Source organism: Albidovulum sediminicola, from assembly GCF_025751575.1.
GTDB classification, from domain to species: domain Bacteria; phylum Pseudomonadota; class Alphaproteobacteria; order Rhodobacterales; family Rhodobacteraceae; genus Albidovulum; species Albidovulum sediminicola.
This window is the reverse complement of the sequence record NZ_JAOWLA010000008.1, coordinates 116,910-136,180: the sequence shown is the minus strand read 5'-3', so window position 1 is coordinate 136,180 and position 19,271 is coordinate 116,910. Positions and strand designations below refer to the sequence as shown.

Annotated in this window: 16 protein-coding genes and 1 pseudogene; 2 read left to right on the top strand and 15 right to left on the bottom strand. The window is 66.1% G+C overall.

Annotation, left to right across the window (positions count from 1 at the left end; all coding sequences use genetic code 11):
* Positions 1–2: 2 nt before the first annotated feature.
* From ubiU to OE647_RS10260, 3 genes are read right to left on the bottom strand one after another with little or no spacing between them, the layout of a single operon-like run.
* Complete coding sequence (gene ubiU, locus OE647_RS10270) at positions 3–1,001, bottom strand: ubiquinone anaerobic biosynthesis protein UbiU (protein WP_263721635.1); 999 nt, start codon at positions 999–1,001, stop codon at positions 3–5.
* A gap of 17 nt (positions 1,002–1,018) precedes the next feature.
* Positions 1,019–1,528, bottom strand: a complete 510-nt coding sequence (gene ubiT / locus OE647_RS10265; RefSeq protein WP_263721634.1) for a ubiquinone anaerobic biosynthesis accessory factor UbiT — start codon at positions 1,526–1,528, stop codon at positions 1,019–1,021.
* Positions 1,528–2,073, bottom strand: a complete 546-nt coding sequence (locus OE647_RS10260; protein WP_263721633.1) for a DUF2478 domain-containing protein — start codon at positions 2,071–2,073, stop codon at positions 1,528–1,530. The genes ubiT and OE647_RS10260 overlap by 1 nt, the downstream gene beginning before the upstream one ends.
* Positions 2,074–2,341: 268 nt before the next feature.
* Between OE647_RS10260 and OE647_RS10255 the strand changes: the two genes are divergently transcribed.
* Positions 2,342–2,755 carry an RrF2 family transcriptional regulator gene (locus OE647_RS10255; protein WP_263721632.1) on the top strand — a complete coding sequence of 138 codons (414 nt, stop codon included), beginning with the start codon at positions 2,342–2,344 and terminating at the stop codon, positions 2,753–2,755.
* A gap of 34 nt (positions 2,756–2,789) precedes the next feature.
* Here OE647_RS10255 and OE647_RS10250 read toward each other — a convergent pair whose 3' ends face one another.
* The 10 genes and pseudogenes from OE647_RS10250 to chvE all read right to left on the bottom strand — a co-directional run bounded on the left by OE647_RS10250 (position 2,790) and on the right by chvE (position 14,211).
* Positions 2,790–3,638, bottom strand: a complete 849-nt coding sequence (locus tag OE647_RS10250) for an SMP-30/gluconolactonase/LRE family protein (protein ID WP_263721631.1) — start codon at positions 3,636–3,638, stop codon at positions 2,790–2,792.
* Position 3,639: 1 nt separating this feature from the next.
* Positions 3,640–4,251, bottom strand: a complete 612-nt coding sequence (locus OE647_RS10245) for a 2-dehydro-3-deoxy-6-phosphogalactonate aldolase (protein ID WP_263721630.1) — start codon at positions 4,249–4,251, stop codon at positions 3,640–3,642.
* Positions 4,248–5,153, bottom strand: coding sequence for a 2-dehydro-3-deoxygalactonokinase (locus OE647_RS10240; protein WP_263721629.1), 906 nt, complete (start codon positions 5,151–5,153; stop codon positions 4,248–4,250). Before OE647_RS10240 ends, OE647_RS10245 begins: the two co-directional genes overlap by 4 nt.
* A 1-nt stretch (position 5,154) precedes the next feature.
* The gene (locus tag OE647_RS10235) at positions 5,155–6,669 is read right to left on the bottom strand and encodes an aldehyde dehydrogenase (NADP(+)) (RefSeq protein WP_263721628.1); all 1,515 of its coding nucleotides are present in this window, start codon (positions 6,667–6,669) and stop codon (positions 5,155–5,157) included.
* 8 nt (positions 6,670–6,677) lie between these two features.
* Positions 6,678–7,595 carry a dihydrodipicolinate synthase family protein gene (locus OE647_RS10230; RefSeq protein WP_263721683.1) on the bottom strand — a complete coding sequence of 306 codons (918 nt, stop codon included), beginning with the start codon at positions 7,593–7,595 and terminating at the stop codon, positions 6,678–6,680.
* A 24-nt stretch (positions 7,596–7,619) separates the two neighbouring features.
* Positions 7,620–8,540 (bottom strand): annotated as a pseudogene (locus OE647_RS10225) (Gfo/Idh/MocA family protein); the annotation flags it as partial.
* On the bottom strand, positions 8,540–10,285 hold the full coding sequence (gene araD / locus OE647_RS10220; protein WP_263721627.1) for an L-arabinonate dehydratase: 1,746 nt from the start codon (positions 10,283–10,285) through the stop codon (positions 8,540–8,542). The gene araD and the pseudogene OE647_RS10225, both read right to left, overlap by 1 nt.
* Positions 10,286–10,310: 25 nt before the next feature.
* Positions 10,311–11,558: a multiple monosaccharide ABC transporter permease gene (gene mmsB, locus OE647_RS10215; RefSeq protein WP_412174942.1), complete on the bottom strand. Its 1,248-nt coding sequence runs from the start codon at positions 11,556–11,558 to the stop codon at positions 10,311–10,313.
* Positions 11,559–11,562: 4 nt separating this feature from the next.
* Positions 11,563–13,086 (bottom strand): multiple monosaccharide ABC transporter ATP-binding protein, encoded by a 1,524-nt coding sequence (mmsA, locus tag OE647_RS10210; RefSeq protein WP_263721626.1) that lies wholly within the window; start codon positions 13,084–13,086, stop codon positions 11,563–11,565.
* Between the two features lie 72 nt (positions 13,087–13,158).
* A complete protein-coding gene (gene chvE, locus OE647_RS10205) occupies positions 13,159–14,211 on the bottom strand; it encodes a multiple monosaccharide ABC transporter substrate-binding protein (protein WP_263721625.1) in 1,053 nt (350 codons plus the stop codon).
* Between the two features lie 165 nt (positions 14,212–14,376).
* Here chvE and OE647_RS10200 point away from each other — a divergent pair, with 165 nt between their 5' ends.
* Entirely contained in the window at positions 14,377–15,294 is a 918-nt protein-coding gene (locus OE647_RS10200) for a LysR family transcriptional regulator (RefSeq protein WP_263721624.1), read from the top strand.
* Positions 15,295–15,381: 87 nt separating this feature from the next.
* Here the strand turns inward: OE647_RS10200 and OE647_RS10195 are convergent, their stop codons facing one another.
* Both OE647_RS10195 and OE647_RS10190 read right to left on the bottom strand, forming a co-directional pair.
* Positions 15,382–17,181, bottom strand: coding sequence for an NAD(P)/FAD-dependent oxidoreductase (locus tag OE647_RS10195; protein WP_263721623.1), 1,800 nt, complete (start codon positions 17,179–17,181; stop codon positions 15,382–15,384).
* Between the two features lie 144 nt (positions 17,182–17,325).
* Positions 17,326–19,071 carry a sigma-54-dependent Fis family transcriptional regulator gene (locus OE647_RS10190; protein ID WP_263721622.1) on the bottom strand — a complete coding sequence of 582 codons (1,746 nt, stop codon included), beginning with the start codon at positions 19,069–19,071 and terminating at the stop codon, positions 17,326–17,328.
* Positions 19,072–19,271: the final 200 nt, after the last annotated feature.

The window sequence follows — 19,271 nt, the reverse complement described above, 5'->3', positions numbered from 1 at the left end:
TCTCACCGCCATTTCTTCGTCTCGAAGGCGCCTTGGGTCTGCTTTTGCCCCTCGGTCAGCGCGACCAGGTCCGCCATGTTGGCGGGGCGTCCGGCGCGGATGTCATCGACCGCCTTGCGAAAGGCCGTCACCACGCCCCGAACGTAGGATTTCGACCTTTGGCGGCCCTCGATCTTGAAGGCGTGAACGCCCGCATCGATCAGCTCCGGCAGGAGCTGCGACAGGTTCAGGCTGATCGGCTCCTCGAAGGCGTAGTAACCCTTGGGCCGGTGCGGCGCGGTGTAGCGCCCCTTGCAGATGGTGGGATAGCCGGCCTTTTCCTCGGCGCCGAAGCAGTCGATCGTGAAACCCGCCAGTTGCGACGACATCGACCCGTCGGCATGGCGCGCGTATTCGACGTCGGAGGCGGGCGAGCACACCCCGTCCATGTTCGTGGATTGCCCGGTCAGGTAATTGGTCAGGCTGCACCGGCCTTCGACCATCAGCCCGTGGTTGCCGAAGATGAAGGTCTCGATCTCGCAGGGGATTTCCTTGCGGATCTGGCGGATCTCCGGGATCGTCAGGATGCGCGGCAGGACCACACGCTTCACGCCGAAGTTCTCGCAGTAGTAGCGGATCGCCTCGGGGCTGGAGGCCGCGGCCTGCACCGACAGATGCAGACGGATGCCCGGATGGGTGCGCGCGATGTAATCGGCCACGCCCATGTCCGCGACGATGAAAGCATCGACCCCAAGCCTGGCGCCCGTGTCGGCCGCCTGCCGCCAAAGGTCGACCTTGCCCGCCGGCGGGTAGGTATTGAGCGCGAGCAGCACTTTCGCGCCCTTCGCATGGGCATAGGCGACGGCCTCGGCCAGTTCCTCTGGGGTGAAGTTCAGCCCCGGGAAGTTGCGGGCGTTGGTGGCGTCCTGAAAGCCGCAATAGACGGCGTCGGCACCGGCATCGACCGCCGTGCGCAGGGCTGCGGGCGTGCCGGCGGGACAGATCAATTCGGCAAGGCTCATCTTCGTTCGCAGTCCTTTCAGGTCTCGGAATAGGCGCGGCGCAACCGCGCGAGGATCGCTTTGCCGGGGGGGCCGAACATCGCGGCTGCCTCCTCGGCGATCGAGCCGTCCACATCGTCAAGCGCGTTGCGCAGCCGCACCACCGCTTCGGTGTCGCCCGCAACCTCCAGATCGCGGGAGAAGAAGGCCGCGTCGCCGTCCTCCTCGGAGTCCATCAGCTCCAGGAGGAGCAGAAACCGCCCCCGGATTACCGCGCCCGCCTTCGGCGCCGCGTCGCGGGGCACCGCCCGAAAGACCAGCGCCTTCGGATCGGGGCGCAGGTGTAGCGCGAAGGGCAATTCGATCGGATCAATCAGGAAGTCCGTCGACTGGTGCGGCCCGAGACGCGCAAACAGCGACGGATGCCGCGCCGCGACCCGCCGCACGACGCGGGAGAGGATCGGCTGGACGGCAGCACAGGCCAGCCGCGATACGACCGCCCCCCCGATGGTCCGGTTGCGAGGGTTCGTATCGACTGTTGAGCTCATCACAGATGTTCCTGTTCTGCCGGCAAGCCGGTCTTCGAAGCCGCCACGACGCCCCGGCACCATGTCAGCACGGCGTGCTCCTCGGGTGGCAGGCTGGTGGCCATGCCTGCCGCGAAACGGTCGAAAGCCGCCCGATGGGGTTCGGACAGGCCGGTCAGGACCGGCACGCCGCGGTCCAGCGCCTCGGCGATCAGGGTGCGAAAACCGCGCCCCTCGGCCTCACGGAGGCCGAACTTGTTCAGCACGACCAAGTCCGCGCCTTGGGCCGCCAGGCGCGCGGTCGCGATCCCGACCGCCCCTTCCAGCGCCCCGGCATCCATCCGGCAGGCCGTGGAGCCGGCGCCCAGGTCCTGCGTGATCCGCACAATTGGTCCGTCGGGCAGCATCCAGAGGTCGCTGTCGCAGTGGCCCGTCGCCGCGCCTTGCCCTGTTGGGCGCAGCGCGCCCAGCACCCTGACACCCTCTCCGGTCAGCCGGGTGACCACCGCCGCCAGCAGCCGATCCGTTGCGCCGCGTCCGTTGGCCATGATGGATGCGATTGCCATGTTCTTACCCCCACGCGCCGCAGGGCAAGGGCGCGCCGCCCGCTACCGTGACCCGTGGCATCGCAGCCGATCCGTGGCGAGGGGTCGGACGCGGGCGGGGCAGGGTGTGTGCGCCCCCGGTTCCCGTGCTATGTCGGGTGTGTTGCTGGGGTGTGTCCTTCATCGCCGAATGGGCCCCGCTGCTCTGGTGACAGAGGTGATTTGGTATTTGATTTGCCGATTACACCCGCTTAATACGCATTGTAAATACCAAACCGGGAGATCGGCCTTGCGCCTCACGACATTCACCGACTTCGGGCTGCGTGTGCTCATGCGGCTGGCGGGCGATCCGGCCCGGCCGTTCACCACCGCCGAACTCGCGGACGAATTCCGCGTGTCGCGCAATCACCTGGCAAAGGTCATCTCTGCCCTGGCCGCCGCGGGATACCTCGAAACCCGGCGCGGGGGCGGCGGCGGGGCGGTGCTGGCGCGCCCGCCCGAAGACATCCGGCTTGGTGATGTCGTCGCGCGGCTTGAGGCCGATCAGGCGCTGGTCGAGTGTTTCCTGCCCGGCGGCGCCGCCTGCACGCTGACGCCCCGCTGCCGGCTGAAAGTGCGGCTCGCCGAGGCCGAAGCCGCCTTCATCGCCGACCTCAACCGCAGCTCATTGGCCGACTGCGTCTATCACCCCGCCAAGGTGTGACCGGCCGCCATCGCGAACGCGCCCGCCTTGACGGTCAAAGGATGACACGCGGTTCTTCGCGCCCCTTGACGGAAAGGTCGGTTGCATAGACGAGGCCCTGCGCTGCGTCGGGGCGTTCGAGCCCTTCTTGCGCGGTCGTGGCGAAGAGCGTCCGCATCTCGGCGCCCCCGAAGGCCGGGCAAGAGCAATGCAGGCCGGGAACCTCGATCGCGCGGTCGAAGGCCCCGTCCGGGCGGTACCGCGCGACGCGGCCAGCGCCCCATTGCGCGTTCCAAAGAAAGCCTTCGTCGTCGCAGACGGCGCCATCCGGGTTCAGGCCTTCCGCCCGCAGGTCCAGGAAGACCTCGGCCTCCGCCGCAGGCCATCCCTGCGTATCCAGCCGCTGGCGCCGGATCTTCCGCGACCGCGTGCAGGCGAAATAGGCATGTGTGCCGCCGGGTGCGAAGCAGATCGCGTTCGGGATCGTCAAGCCGGTGTGGAGGCGCCGCAATTCGCCCCTGTGGTAGCGATAGATCGACCCTTGGCCGGGCTCGGCATGCTTGCCCATCGTACCGATCCAGAACCCGCCAAACGGGTCCGCGCGGCCATCGTTCGAGCGTGTGTCCGCGCGCTCCGCCTCCAGCGGAACGAGACGGGCGCGGGTGCCCGTGGCGATGTCGAATCGCCACAGGCCCGTTTCAGACGCGATCAGAAGCGTCGCTTCGTCAATGATGCCGGCTGCGGAATGGTGCTCGTCGAACTGCCATTCGCGCGGCCCGCCCGGTCCTCGGGCAAGCAGTTTGCAGTTGAGGATGTCAAACCAGAAAAGCGTTTGGAGGGACGGGTGCCAAAGGGGGCCTTCGCCCAGGTGGCAGACGCGGTCATCGAAAACCCTTACCCCCATCTCACGCACCTTCGAAGGCAGCGTCATAGGCCGCGATGATCGCCGCTGCCTTTGCCCCCACGCCTTCGGGGGTGTCGCCGGGTGCATAGAGCGCCGTGCCGATTCCGAATCCGTTCGCGCCTGCAGCGCGCCATGCGCCGAAATTCGCGGGCGCCGCGCCGCCCACGGCCAGAACCTCGGCCCCCTTCGGCAGGACCGCGCGCAGCGCCTTCAGGCCCTCCGGCCCGATCAGCGATCCGGGAAAGAGCTTGAGCCCGCTTGCGCCGGCATCGAGGGCGGCGAAACACTCCGTAGGCGTCATCACGCCCGGGTAGGACAGCATGCCCGCCGCCCGCGTGACCCGGATCACCTCGGGGTTCATGTTGGGCGAGACCGCCAAGGCGGCGCCCGCATCGCCAAGGCGGCGCACATCCGCGACGCTCAGGACCGTGCCGCCGCCGATAAGCGCGCCCGCGCCGAAGCGCGCTGCGAGTCTCGCGATGGATGTGAAGGCGTCCGGGGAATTGAGCGGCACCTCGATCTTCGTGATCCCGCAGCGGATGAGCGTTTCAGCGATGGCCTCGACCTCGGCAGGCGTCACGCCCCGCAAGATGGCGACAATGTTGCGTGTCAAACTCCCGTCTCCTCCAACTCCGCGAAGGCCGTGCGTAATCCTTGAAGCACAAGGTCACCGCCGTCCAGCACCTCGGCCACGACGCCCGCATGGGCAAGGGCCGTTCGATAAAGCGCGGCAAGTGTTGGCTCGCCGATGATCGCGACCGAGTGTGCCGACCAAAGCGATGCCGTGGCGGCCAGTTCCTGTCCGATCAACAGGCCAGAGAGGGCAGAGCGCGTGGCGCCCGGCGGCTGAGACGCCAGGAGGCTTTCCGCGCGTAGCGCAAAAAGTGCGGCCGTCAGGGTTTCGGGCGCATGCATCGCGCGGCGTAGCGCCTGTTCGAAGGCGTCCCCCTGCCAGGGGTCGTCCCCGGAGATCGAATGCCGCAGAACGGACGCGCCGGAGAGAAGCGCGAACAGCTCACCCGTCATCACGGTACGGAAGTGGTCGATCCTTCCGCCGGTCACGCGCACCCATTTGGTATGGGTGCCCGGCAGGCAAAGCACCCCGTCAAAATCCGGCCGCCCGACGAGAAAACCGGCGATCTGGTTCTCCTCCCCCCGCATCACGTCGGGCGGATCGGCCTGCGAAAGCCCCGGTATGATCCTGACCGATAGGCGCGGGTCGCGCGTGGCCACGGTTGCCGCCCCCTTGCCGGACAACGTGCAGGGGACGGGGGCATAGGGGGTTTCTCTCCAGCCAGACCGCGCGCCGGCCATGCCGCAGATCAGCACCTCGGCAGCCCCTGCGGCCTCCACCAGATCGCCGGCGAGGTCGAGGAAGGCCGGCTCGAACGCATCGGGCGATAACCCTCCCATCCCCTTGTCGGACCGCCGTTCGGCCAGGACATGCCCGTCCGGGGCCAGCGCCCAGAGGCGCAGGGCCGTGGTCCCCCAGTCAACGGCGATCCGCACGCTCATGTCACACCAGGTCCAGGGGCAGGATGTCCTCGGGGATGTTCTGGTAGCACACCGGGCGGAGGAAGCGGCGGATCGACAGTGTGCCGACCGAGGTCGCGCCGAAATTGGTCGAGGCGGGGTAGGGGCCGCTATGCACCATGCTGTCGCAAACCTCGACCCCGGTGGGGAAGCCGTTGGCGAGGACCCGCCCGGCCTTGCGCTCAAGAACCGGCATCAGGCGCCGCGCAAGCATCGTGTCACCCGCATCCATGTGCAGCGTCGCCGTCAGTTGGCCCGCGAAGCTTCGCGCGACGGTCAGCAGCTGCTCCTCGTCCTCCGCGACCACGACCAGGCCGAGGGGGCCGAAGACCTCTTCGGACAGCGTGTGGTTTCCAAGCCAGTCGCGCGCGGCGACCCGGAACAGGAAGGGCTTCGCTTCGCGCCGGTCGCACATGGAGGTCAGCAGGTCCCGAACGCCCGCCTGCGCGCCGAGCCTTTCGGCGCCCGCGACATAGGCCCGCGCAATGCCATCGGTCAGCATGACCTGCGCGCCCTGTTCGGAAAGCGCCACCCGGGCGGCTTCGGTGAAGGCGTCTGCGCCAGGACCCTTGAGCACCACGGCAATGCCGGGGTTGGTGCAGAACTGGCCCGCGCCCATGGAGAGGGAGGCAGCCCAGCCCTTGCCCAGATCCGCACCGCGCTTGGCCAGCGCCCCCGGCAGCATGAACATCGGGTTGACCGAGCCAAGCTCGCCAAAGAACGGGATCGGCTCGGGCCGCGCCGCGCAAAGATCGAACAAGGCCCGCCCGCCCGCGAGGGACCCGGTGAAGCCCACGGCGCGGATCAACGGATGCTGTACCAGCGCCTGCCCGACAGCGCGGTCGCCGCCCTGAACGAGCGAGAAGACGCCCTTCGGCATGCCGGTCCTTGCGATGGCGGCGTGGATCGCTTCGGCGACGATCTCAGCCGTGCCCGGATGGGCGCCGTGGCCCTTGACCACGACCGGGCATCCTGCGGCCAGCGCGGCGGCGGTGTCGCCGCCCGCGGTCGAAAACGCGAGCGGGAAGTTCGAGGCGCCAAAAACCGCCACGGGCCCGATCGGGCGCTGCATCATCCGTAGCTCAGGCCGGGGCAGGGGCTGACGGTCCGGCAAGGCAGCGTCTTGGCGGCGGTCGAGGTAGTCGCCCTTCAGGATATGGGCGGCAAAGAGGCGCAATTGTCCGGTGGTGCGCCCGCGCTCGCCTTGAAGGCGGGCTTCGGGCAGGCCGGTTTCCTGGCTGCCGATCCGGGTGATCGCCTCACCCCTTGCCTCAACCTCATCGGCGATGGCGTTGAGGAAGGCCGCGCGGTCCGCGCGCGACGAATAGCCGTAGGACCAGAACGCCTCTTCCGCGGCCTCGCAGGCACGCGCGACGAGATCGGGGGTGCCCACGGAAAACGCATGAGCCGGGCCATGCGCGGGTTCTGAGGAAAAGGTCGTCTCGGTCGCGACCCATTCGCCGGCGATCAGGTGCCGCCCGTGCGGGGTGTAAGTCATAGTAGGCCTCACTTGCCCCATTTCAGGGCGATCACGTCAAGTTCCCGCGACAATTGCAACAGGCGCTCCTTCGTTCGCGGGCTCAGGGGCTGGAGCGGCGCGCGGACGTGGTCGGACTTGATAACGCCGCCCTCCATCATCACGGTCTTGGCCGCGCGCAGCCCGCACTGGCGGTTTTCGTGGTTGATGAGCGGTAGGCAAAGCCGCCATTGGTCCAGCGCGGCGGCCACATTGCCCGCGCGGTAGTTGACCAGGATCGGGCGGATCTTTTCCGGCTGAAGCGCCGAGGTCATGGTCCCCGTGCAGCCCGCGTCGAGGTCGGCCAGAAGCGTGACCGCCTCCTCCCCATCGAAGGGGCCGAGGATGTGCTCCCCGCCCTGCTCGATCAGGGCCGCGAGCTTGTCGGCGGCGAAGGGGGTTTCCATCTTGAAGTAGGAAACGTTCTCGATCTCCCGCGCCATGCGCACCAGCAGGGGCACCGAGAGCGTCACGCCCGACAGAGGCGCGTCCTGCACCATGATCGGAATGTCGATCGCGTCCGAAACGGCCTTGAACTGGCCGAAGACGGCATGTTCCGGCGGCACCAGCCCGACGCCGTGATAGGGCGGCATCATCATGACCATGGCGGCGCCCAGGGCCTGCGCCTCGACCGCGCGGGCAACAGTGATCTGGTTCGCGAAATGTGAAATCGTGACGATTACCGGGACGCGCCCCGCGACATGTTCCAGCGACAGCCGGGTCAGGGTCGCGCGCTCCTCATCCGACAGCACGAACTGTTCGGAGTAGTTGGCGAGGATGCAGATCGCATCGACGCCCTGGTCTATCATGCAGTCGAGGACGCGCTTCATGCCCTCTTCGTCCACGCGCCCGTCTTCGAAGAACGGGGTGGGGGCAACGGGCAGGATTCCGGTAAGCGGCTGTTTCATGTCTCTTCTTTCGGACTGTTCGATGAACGGTGCGACGCTGTTGCGCCGGCCAAGCGCCAGCGCGTCGCAGACGTGGATCATCGGGCGCAGGTCCATGTCGATCCCGCCCGTGGTCAGAAGCCGGGCCATTTTCGCGTAAAGGCGGGGGTATTCACCGGCCAGCGGATTGTCGTCCGCCAGCGCGTCCTCGACCCCGTCGATCTGGATACGGGCGCCGCCATCCAGAAGCGTCAGCGTTCCCGCATCGGTGACCGCCTCGATCGTCCAGGTCTGCTCGCCCTCCTGGCGCCAGTCGAAGACGGCGCGGACCTTGGCGCCCTCCGGGTGATAAAAGGTCAGGTCCGCGCCGATCGGCGTCTGCCGGTTGGCCGGAACATCGAGCGTGGCCGAGGTCAGGTGGATGTCCACCGGCAGGATCTCCGTCACGATGGACAGCGCGTTGATGCCGGGATCGAAGACGCCCATGCCGCCGGGTTCCCAGATCCAGTCCTGCCCGGGATGCCAGCGCCGCACGTCTTCCTTCCAGGTCACGCTTAGCGAGATCAGCCGCTTGTCGGCCAGCCAGGCCTTGGCGGCCGCGACCTTGTCCGCCTCGCGCGAGTGCCAGGTGGCGAAAAGGCAGACCTTCTGTTCCTTCGCGAGCCTCATCAGCGTGTGGCATTCCGCCAGCGTCGCCCCTGGCGGTTTTTCCAGCATCACATGACGGCCCGCGCGGATCGCCTTGGCCGCGGCCTCGAACCGGGGCACGGGTGGCAGGCACAGGGAGACCACGCGGATGTCGTCGCGCGCCGCAAGCAGGTCACCGATGTCGGTGAAGCTTTCGACGCCCGCAACCGTGCCGTGACGTGACGCCGTCGCCGCCAGCGCGAAGTCGGGCGAGGCCGCGATGGCCGGCACATGCTGGTCGATCGCGATCTTTCCGATACCGATGAGGGCGATGTCCATCAATGGCTGTCCTTCCCGACCGGGTTGCCCCGGCACCCCTTGAGGAAGTCAAGATCCGCGCCGGTGTCCGCGCCCTCGACATGCTGTTGGTGAAGCCAGGCGTAGCCGCTGGTCGGCTGATCCGGCAGGGGTGCCCACCTCGCCAGCCGCGCGGCCAGTTCCGCGTCGGAGATGTCGAGGTGCAGGCGGCGGTTCTTCACGTCCAACTCGATCACGTCGCCGTCCCGCACGACCGCAAGCGGACCGCCAGCGGCCGCCTCGGGCGAGGTGTGCAGGACCACCGTGCCATAGGCCGTGCCCGACATCCGCGCGTCCGAGATGCGGACCATGTCGGTGATGCCCTTTTGCAGGACCTTGGGCGGTAGGCCCATGTTCCCGACCTCGGCCATGCCCGGATAGCCCTTGGGCCCACAGTTCTTCATGACCATGACGCAGGTTTCGTCGATGTCGAGGTCCGGGTCCTCGATCTTGGCCTTGTAGTCGTCGATATCCTCGAACACGACGGCGCGGCCCCGGTGCTGAAGCAGCGAGGCCGTCGCCGCCGAGGGCTTCAGCACCGCGCCCTTGGGCGCAAGGTTGCCCTTCAGGACGACGATGCCGCCCGATTGCGTCAGGGCCTTGTCGGTGGGCAGGATCACGTCCTCATTGTGGTTGACGGCGTCCTTGACCTCCTCCCAGATCGAACGGCCCGACACGGTCAGCGCGTCCTTGTGCAGAAGCCCGCCTTCGCCCAACCGCTTCAGGACGACAGGAAGGCCGCCGGCATAGAAGAACTCCTCCATCAGGTATTTGCCGGAGGGCATGAGGTTCACGATCGTCGGCACGTCGCGGCCGCAGCGGTCCCAGTCCTCCAGCGTGAGGTCGATCCCGACGCGCCCGGCCAGCGCCAGGATATGGATCACCGCGTTGGTGGACCCGCCGATGGCCGCGTTGGTGCGGATCGCGTTTTCAAAGGCCTCCTTGGTCAGGATGTCGGAGGGCTTCATGTCGTCCTTGACCATCTGCACGATGCGGCGGCCCGAGAGTTGCGCCATCACGCGGCGGCGGCTGTCGACCGCCGGGATCGCGGCGTTGCCCGACAGCGCCATCCCAAGGCTTTCCGCCATCGACGCCATGGTCGAGGCGGTGCCCATCGTGTTGCAGGTCCCAGTCGAGCGCGACATCGAGGCCTCGGCCTCCAGGAACTCTTCCTGCGTCATCTCACCCGCCTTCACGGCTTCTGAGAACTTCCAAAGGTGGGTGCCCGATCCGACACGCTCGCCCCGGTAGTAGCCGTTCAGCATCGGCCCGCCGGTCACCACGATGGAGGGAATGTCGCAGGATGCCGCCGCCATCATAAGCGAGGGCGTGGTCTTGTCGCAGCCCACCATCAGCACCGCGCCGTCCATGGGCTGGCCGCGGATCGTCTCCTCGATCGCCAGCGCGGCGAGGTTGCGAAACATCATGGCCGAGGGCCGGAAGGTGTTTTCCGAGGCCGAGAACACGGGGACTTCCACCGGAAAGCCGCCCGCTTCCCAGATGCCGGCTTTGATCTTCTCGGCCAGTTCCTTCATGTGGAAGCCGTTGCAGGGCGACAGCTCCGAGAAGGTGTTCAGGATGCCGATGATCGGGCGCCCGTCGAACAGGTCGTGCGGGTAGCCCTGGTTCTTCAGCCAGCCGCGATGGTAGATCGTATCGCGGGAGGTGCCGCCGTACCATTCCTGGGATCGCAGCCTGCGGGGCCATTTCGCGGGTGTGAACGCCATGGGAGTATCCTTTCCCTGCCAGCCCTCAGGCCTGCTTGTTCTTGTTGTAGACGTCGAAGAAAACAGCGGCGAGCAGCACCAGGCCCTTGATGACCTGCTGGTAGTCGATGCCGATGCCCATGATGGACATGCCGTTGTTCATCACGCCCATGATGAAGGCGCCGACGACCGCGCCGATGATCTTGCCCGAACCGCCCGACATGGACGCCCCGCCGATGAAGACGGCCGCGATCACGTCAAGTTCCAGCGCGAACCCGGCCTTGGGCGTCGCGGTGTTGAGGCGGGCGGCGAAGATCAGGCCCGCCAGCGCTGCCAGAACGCCCATGTTGACGAAGGCGAGGAACGTCAGCCGCTCGGTCTTGATGCCCGAGAGTTTCGCCGCCTTCTCGTTCCCGCCAAGCGCGTAGACGCGGCGGCCGATCACGGTCTTTTCGGTGATGAAGGCGTAGATCAGGATCAGAACGCCCATCGTCACCACGACGTTCGGAAGGCCGCGGAAGGTCGAAAGCTTGAACATCAGGAAGATGATCGCGGCGGCGATGATCGCCGTGCGCGCCCAGAACAGTCCCGGCGGTTCGTCGGCGATGCCGTAAAGCGCGTTGCGCGCGCGTTTCTTGAGGCCCATGCGGATGACCGCCCCGGCCGCGATCAGGCCAAGCGCGAAGGACAGGACATTGAAGTTGCGCGCGCCGAAGAAGGCGGCAAGGTTGTCGCCGATCACGGCCGGGAAGATTTCCGGCACGAAGCCCGTTGAGAGAACCTGGAAGCTCTTGGGGAAAGGGCCGACGGACTGGCCCTCAAGCAGCCAGAGCGACAGGCCGCGAAAGACCAGCATCCCGGCCAGGGTCACGATGAAGGACGGGATGCGCCAGATCGCGACGAAGTAGCCCTGCGCCGCCCCGATGGAGGCGCCGACGGCCAGGCAGATGGCGACCGTGACGATGATTGGCACGCCGTGGTTCACGATCAGCACGGCCGCCAGCGCGCCGACGAAGCCCATGACCGAGCCGACCGACAGGTCGATGTGGCCTGAGACGATGACGATCAGCATCCCCAGCGCCATGATGATGATGTAGCTGTTCTGAAGGAACAGGTTGGTGATGTTCACCGGGCGCATCAGCGTGCCGGCCGTCACGATCTGGAAGAAGACCATGATGGCGATCAGCGCGAAGAGAAGCCCGAATTCGCGCATGTGGGACGCGAGGTAGGATTTCAGCCCCTTCGCCTCGGTGGCGCCGCCGTGCGGCGACATGTCGTTGGTGTCGGTCGTCATCCCCTTACCCCTTCTCGTCGACGATGAGCGACATGATGCGCTCCTGGCTGGCTTCGTCTGCGGCAAGTTCGCCGACGAAGGCGCCTTCGTTCATGACGTAAATGCGATCGCACATGCCCAGAAGCTCCGGCATTTCGGATGAGATCATGATGACCCCTTTGCCCTCGGCCGAAAGCTGGTTGATGATCGCGTAGATTTCGTATTTCGCGCCCACGTCGATGCCGCGCGTCGGCTCGTCCAGGATCAGAACCTCGGGCGCGGTGTTCAGCCACTTGGCGAGGACCACCTTCTGCTGGTTGCCGCCCGAGAGGTTGCCGACCTTCTGGAAGACGGAGGGCGTGCGAATGCGCAGCGCCTCGCGGTATTTCTCGGCGACGGTGGTTTCCTCGTTCCCGTCAAGCACCCCGTTCGAGGATACGCCCTGAAGGTTGGCGAGCGTCGTGTTGAAGCGGATGTTCTCGTCCAGGATCAGGCCCAGGCTCTTGCGATCCTCGGTCACGTAGGCGAGCCCCGCCGCGATCGCGCGGTCCACGCGGGACACGTCGGTGGGCTGACCGTGCAGCTTCACGGTGCCGCCGATCCGCCGTCCGTAGGACTTGCCGAAGATCGACATCGCAAGCTCGGTCCGGCCCGAGCCCATGAGCCCCGCGATGCCCACGACCTCGCCTGCGCGCACACTCATCGAGATGTTCTTGATGACCTGGCGCTCGGCATGTTCGGGGTGCCAGACGTTCCAGTCCTGCACCTCCATCAGGATATCGCCCGCGCGGCGGTCCCGTTCCGGGTAGCGGTCCGACATCTCTCGCCCGACCATGTCGCGGACGATGTCGTCCTCGGACAGCCCCTGCTTGGCATCGAGCGTCGACACCGACATGCCGTCGCGAATGACAGTCACCGTATCCGCAACGTAACGGACCTCGTTCAGCTTGTGCGAGATGATGATGCAGGTCACGCCCTGCGCCTTCAGGTCCAGCATCAGGTCAAGGAGCTTCTGGGAGTCGTTTTCCTGAAGCGCCGCCGTCGGTTCGTCGAGGATCAGGAGCTTTACGTCCTTGGACAGCGCCTTCGCGATCTCGACCAGTTGCTGCTTGCCGACGCCCAGGCTGTCCACGATCGTCATCGGGCTTTCCTTCAGCCCGACCTTCTTCAGAAGGGCCTCGGTGCGATGGTTCGCCTCGTGCCAGTCGATGACCCCGCCGCGCGCGGTTTCGTTGCCCAGGAAGATGTTCTCGGCGATGGAAAGCTGCGGCACCAGCGCCAGTTCCTGGTGGATGATGATGATCCCGCGGTGTTCGCTGTCGCGGATGCCCCGGAACTCGGCCACGGAACCTTCGTAATGGATTTCGCCGTCGTAGCTGCCGGCGGGGTAGACGCCGGACAGGACCTTCATCAGGGTTGACTTGCCGGCGCCGTTTTCGCCGCAGATCGCGTGGATTTCGCCCGCCTTCACCTGCAGGTTCACGCGGTCGAGTGCCTTGACCCCCGGGAACTCCTTGGTGATGGAACGCATTTCGAGAAGCATTGTCATGCTGACCTCGTTCCAAAGAGGAACCCGTCCGCCGAAACCGGAAGTCGCGGCGGACGGGCCGGGAGGAGTGGGCTACTGGATCTGGTCGGCCGTGTAGTAGCCGGAACCGATCAGGATCTCTTCCCAGTTCGACCCATCGACCGAGACGGGTTCAAGGAGGTAGGACGGCACGACCTTCACGCCGTTGTCATAGGTCGTCGTGTCGTTGATCTCGGGGTCGGTGCCTTCGAGAACCGCGTTGACCATGCCCACGGTGACCTTCGCCAGTTCGCGGGTGTCCTTGAAGACGGTCGAGTACTGCTCACCCGCGAGGATCGACTTGATCGAGGGGATCTCGGCGTCCTGGCCGGTCACGATCGGCATCTTCAGATCGCCCGAACCATAGCCCACGCCCTTGAGCGAGGACAGGATGCCGATCGAAAGCCCGTCATAGGGTGCCAGCACGCCATGCACGTCCTTGTCGGTGTAGTTGGCCGAAAGGATGTTATCCATGCGCGCCTGCGCCACCGCGCCGTCCCAGCGCAGCGTGCCGACCGTGTCCATGCCCATCTGACCGGACTGGATCACGATGGTGCCGTTGTCGATCAGCGGCTGAAGCACGCTCATCGCGCCATTGTAGAAGAAGTAGGCGTTGTTGTCGTCGGGCGAGCCGCCGAAGAGTTCGACATTGTAGGGGCCGTCGCCGAAGCGTTCCTTCAGGCCATCGACAAGGCTCGTCGCCTGCTGAACGCCGACCTTGAAGTTGTCGAAGGTGGCGTAATAGTCGACATCGCCGGAATCACGGATCAGGCGGTCGTAGGCGATGATCTTCACGCCGGCGGCGGCCGCGTTTTCGAGCGCGTTCGACAGCGTGGTGCCGTCGATGGCCGCGATCACGAGCACGTTCACGCCCTTGGTCACCATGTTCTCGATCTGGGCGAGCTGGTTCGGGATGTCGTCCTCGGCATATTGCAGATCGGTCTCGTAGCCCGCGGCTTGCAGTTCCTTGACCATGTTGTCGCCGTCGGCGATCCAGCGCGCCGAGGACTTCGTCGGCATGGCAATGCCCACCAGGCCGTCCGCATAGGCGGCGGACGTAAAGGCGATGGCCGCGGTGGCCGCGGTCAGAATCGTTCTGAGCTTCATTTCTTCCTCCCGAAAGATGCGCGGCACTCCCTGTCTCCGTGCGCGCGCCCCTCTGTTTTTCAACGGGCCCCAATCGGCCTTGGCAAGAGTTAGTCCCAAAACAATATCACTGTAAAATGAGATTAAACGCGGTATGTATACCGAGAATGATATGTTGAGGCTTCAATGCGTTTCGTCAGGCAGATCAGCCCCCGCCATCTTAAGCTGGTGCTGAAGGTGCATGAGGTCGGGCAATTGCAGGTGGCGGCCCGCGCGCTCAACATGTCGCAGCCGGCGGCCTCTCGTATCCTGAGCGAGGTCGAGGAACGGTGCGGCGCGCCCATCTTCAAGCGCACGGCCAAGGGGATGGAGGCGACCCCGGTCGGGGAGGCCTTTGCCCGCCATGCGCGCATGGTCCTGACAGGCCTGGAAAGCCTTGAGAAAGAGGTCCTCTCGCTGGTCGCGGGCGTGGCGGGGCATGTGCGCATCGGTTCGGTCACCGGCCCGGCCGTGGGGATCCTCTTGCCGTCGATGACCGCGATGCGGGAACTGGCGCCCGACATCTCCTTCGCGATCGATGTCGCCCCCTCGACCGAACTGGTGCGGGGGCTTGACGAAGGGCGCTTCGATTTCATCCTGGCCCGGGTTCCGGCGACACATGACAGCCGCGACCTGATCGTGCACCCCGCGCGCTCCGAGGTGGTGCGGCTCCTCGTGCGGGAGGAGCACCCTCTGGCGCTCAGGCAGGGCGTGGCGCTGGAGGATCTGCTGGCCTACGAATGGGTCATCCAGGAACGCGGATCGCCCATCCGGGAAGCGGTCGAACAGGCATTTTATGCCGAGGGTGTGCCGGTGCCCCACCGGGTGATCCACTCCTCGTCCCTGCTGATGGTCGAGGCGCTGCTGGCAACCTCGGACGTCATCGCGCCGCAATCGCGCGAGGTGGCCGAGCTGTTGACGGGCGCGGCCTTCGGCGCCCGGTTGAGGCTGATCGACACCGCCAGCGACATGACCGTGACCCCCTACTCGGTCGTGCGCAACCGGACGCGCGAGCTTCCGAGCGGCGCGCGGCTGTTCCTGGACCAGGTCCTGCGAAACCTTTGAGGGCAGGGCAGGGCATCTCGGCAAGCGGGAGGACGTTTCCAACGGGATGGGGGGCGCCCGGGTGGCAAGCCCCGGGCGCCACTTGCATTACGACAGGTGGTGCACCTGTTGCAGCCCGTAGACAGGCGTCGCGATACCTTCCATGCGTGCCTTGATCTGGAGGGAGAGGAACTGCGAGTAGTGCCGCGACTGGTGGAGATTGCCGCCATGCATCCAGAGGTTCGGCACCTGCGTCGGCTTCCACATGTTCCGCTCCTCGCCTTCCCACGGGCCCGGGTCCTTGGTCGTGTCAGATCCTAGCCCCCAGCACTTGCCAAGCTGGTCGGCCTTCTCCTGACCCATCAGGTCGGCCACCCAACCGTTCATCGAGTTGTAGCCGGTGGCGTAGACGATCAGGTCGGCATCAAGATGCTTGCCGCTGTCCAGGGTGACGCCGGTTTCATCCACTTCGACGACCTGGCCGCGCTCAAGCTTGATCTTGCCGTCGATGATCAGCTGGCTCGCGCCGATGTCGATGTAGTATCCCGACCCGCGGCGCAGGTACTTCATGAAAAGCCCGCTGTCGTCGTCGCCCCAGTCGAGCCAGAACCCCGCCTTTTCAAGCCCCGCGTAGAAGTCTGCATCGCGTTTTTTCATCTCGGCATAGGCCGGGATCTGGAACTCGTGCAGGATGCGGTAGGGCAGCGAGGCGAAGATCAGGTCCGCCTTCTCGGTCGTGACGCCCGCCTTGACGGCTTCCTCGGAATAAAGCGCGCCGAGGCCCACATCCATCAGCGTGTCCGATCGCACGATATGGGTCGAGGACCTCTGCACCATCGTCACATCGACGTCGTTTTCCCAAAGCGCGGCACAGATGTCATGCGCCGAGTTGTTCGAGCCGACGACAACCGCCTTCTTGCCCCGGTACTTCTCCGGGCCGGGGTGCTGGCTGGAATGGTGCTGGTCGCCCTTGAATCTCTCCATCCCGGGGAAGCTGGGCATCCGTGCCTTTCCGGACATGCCGGTGGCCATGACAAGCTGCTTCGGCTTCAGGACGACCTCTTCACCATCCCGGTCGACGACGATGGACCATTCCCCCGTGGCTTCATCGTAGCTTGCTGATTTGGCGGTGGATTTCGTCCAGTAGTTCAGCTCCATCACCTTGGTGTACATCTCGAGCCAGTCGCCGATCTTGTCCTTCGGGCTGAAGATCGGCCAGTTGTCCGGGAATTTGATGTAGGGCAGGTGATCGTACCAGACCGGGTCGTGCAGGCAGAGCGACTTGTAGCGCTTGCGCCAGCTGTCGCCCGGCCGGTCGTTGCGTTCGACGATGATCGTCGGTACGCCGAGTTGGCGCAGCCGCGCCCCGAGGGCGATGCCCCCCTGACCGCCGCCGATGATCACGCAATAGGGCTGACGGGTGTAGCCAAGCTCCCTCGCCTCGGTCTCGCGTTCTTCCTTCCAAGTCGTGCGGTGCTTGCCTGCGCCGTGCTTGGCGCCAAGCGGGCGGGCAAAGCCACGGGGCTCTTCATGGCCCTTCAGTTCGACCATCGTGGTGAGCAGCGTCCAGATCTTGCCGTCCTTGAGGCGCAAAAGGCCGTAGCCGCGCGCCACGGCGGTTTCAAAGGTGATCCAGGCCGTGACGACCCCGCCATCTTCACTGGGAATTTCACCTTCGGCCAGCGCCCAGCCCGTGGGCTTGGTCGTGGCAAGCTGGTGTTTCAGCATGTCCTCGACCTGATCGGGGCCTTCGACCGTCTTGATGTTCCACGTGAAGGTCACAAGGTCGCGCCAATAGCAGTCCGCGACGAACATCCCCTTCGCGCGCGCGATGTCGCCCGCTTCCAGCGCCGCCCCGAAGTCGTCAAGAAACGCCTGCGTCTGTTCGGATATCGTTGAGTCGAGCATTGATCCTCCCTTTCAAATCCTGTCGTCCTCCGGGAGAAATCGTGGCCGAGCGCGCTTTGCGCAGGCAATGGGTTTGGCACCAAACCGCGTGCTAATCGCGGCTTGCACGGTGCGCTTGTTGCGCGCGCAACAGAACGCAACGGATCAGTGCGGCGGCGCGATGCCCAGCTTGCGCGCGCGGCGCAGGATGGTTGAGCGGTTGACCCCAAGCCGCCGCGCGGCCTGCGACATGTTCCACCCGCAGGCGTGCAACACCAGCTCAAGGGCCTCATCCTCGCCGGTCTCTTCGGTCCGGACGCCCGTCGCCGCGGGCAGGTCGGTCAGGTCGATGACATTGCCCTCGGCCATCGCGACGGCCACGTCGATCACCCGCTCCAGCTCGCGGATGTTGCCGCGCCAGTCGCGCGATTTCAGTTCGATCCGTGCCGCAGGGGAAAGCCGCGTGTTGTCCGCCGTGCGCCGCCGCAGCAAGCGGTCGAGCAGCCAGTCGAAATCCGCGCGATGCCGGAGCGGCGGCAGGCTGAGTGTCATCCCGGCGATCCTGTAGAAAAGATCGGCGCGCAGACGCTCGGCAAGCGCGGCGGGGTCGATCCGCGTCGAGGCAATGACCCGAAGATCGGGCGCGCCATCGAGCAGCGCCAGAACGGCGCCTTGGGCCTCGGGCGAAAGATCCTCCACCCCCCGCAGGAAGAGCGTGCCGCGCGCGCCTTGCGGCATCTGAGACGCGGTGACCGTCACGGCGCAGCGCATCTCGTGAAATGCCCGGCCCTCCGGTCCGCAGACATGGATCGCGCGGGCCAGTTTTTCCTTGCCGGTACCCGTCTCTCCGGTGATGAGGAGGGGAACCTGGGTCCGGGCGACGCGCGCGGCCCCCTGCAGGAGGCGCGCAAGCCCGGGGTCCGGCCCCGCGAAGCTGCCAAGGGCGCCCGGCAGATCCGCCCCCATCCGGCGCGCGCCGGCAAGGCTGCGCGTCGCCTGCGGGGCGATCGCATGTCCGAAAAGCCCGCGCCCGTCCGTGAGGCGCAGAACGCGTTCCTCGGGCGGGCGGCCGCGCATCAGGTCGGGCAAGTCGTCCACGCCGATCTCGATCCAGTCATCGATCCGTGTCCCGATGAGCCGGCCCTCGCCATCGGGATCGAGCGCCTTGCGCGCGCCCATGGTCATGCCGACGATACGGCCGGACCCGTCGAGGGCCACTGCCGCTTCGGGATCGACCTCCAGAAACTCTGGACTCGTCGATAAACGCAAGACCCAGTCGCGGCGCGTCATCGCCATCAGGTTCGCCATCTCGACACGCCGGGTCGAGGCGGTCACGAGGCTCATTGCGAGGTTCTGCGACGATTTGGGCGAGGGCGAGCGCAAAAGCGAGATGTCCAGCACCGCCGAAAGCTCACCCTTGGTGTCATGGATCGGTGCCGCGGTACAGGAGAGCGGCACATGCGACAGGCCGAAATGGTCGCCCTGGTGGATGGTGAGCGCCTTGCCGTTGACGATGCAGGAGCCGACGCCGCAGGTCCCGGCCAGATCCTCGGACCAGTGCGACCCGAGATAGAGGCCAGCTGTGCGCAGTTCGTCCTCAAAGCGCGGATCGCCGAAAAAGTCGACACAAACGCCCTGCGCATCGGCCAGAAGCAGGACGTAGTTCTGCCCCGCCACCTGCCGGAAGAGCGCCTGAAGTCCCGAGCGCGCCGTCGCGATCAGGCGCTCCGACTGTTCGCGGTGCTCGCGCAGTTCCATCTCCGTGACGATAAACGCGGGATCGGGGCGTGTCGGGTCCATGCCGTAGGTTTCGACACAGCGCCGCCAGCTTTCCGAGACGGTACGGTCCCGCCCGGTCTCGTAGCCGCGCAGAACACGGTCGATCTCGGCTACATGCTCGGTATCGCGCATCCCATCCTCCTGGTCTGCCCCGATCGGTTGGTCCGGTCCAGGTCTCGGTTCAAGACGGGGCGCGACCTCACCCTGTTTCTGGTCTTGGCTTCCTGCGCCCCCTCGGGTTGGTTGAGGTTGGGCAGCAAAGGCGCTTGGCGTCAAGCTTCCGAACGCCGAACGAGGCCGGTATTCGTTGTGGCCCATCGGCAATGTCCGGG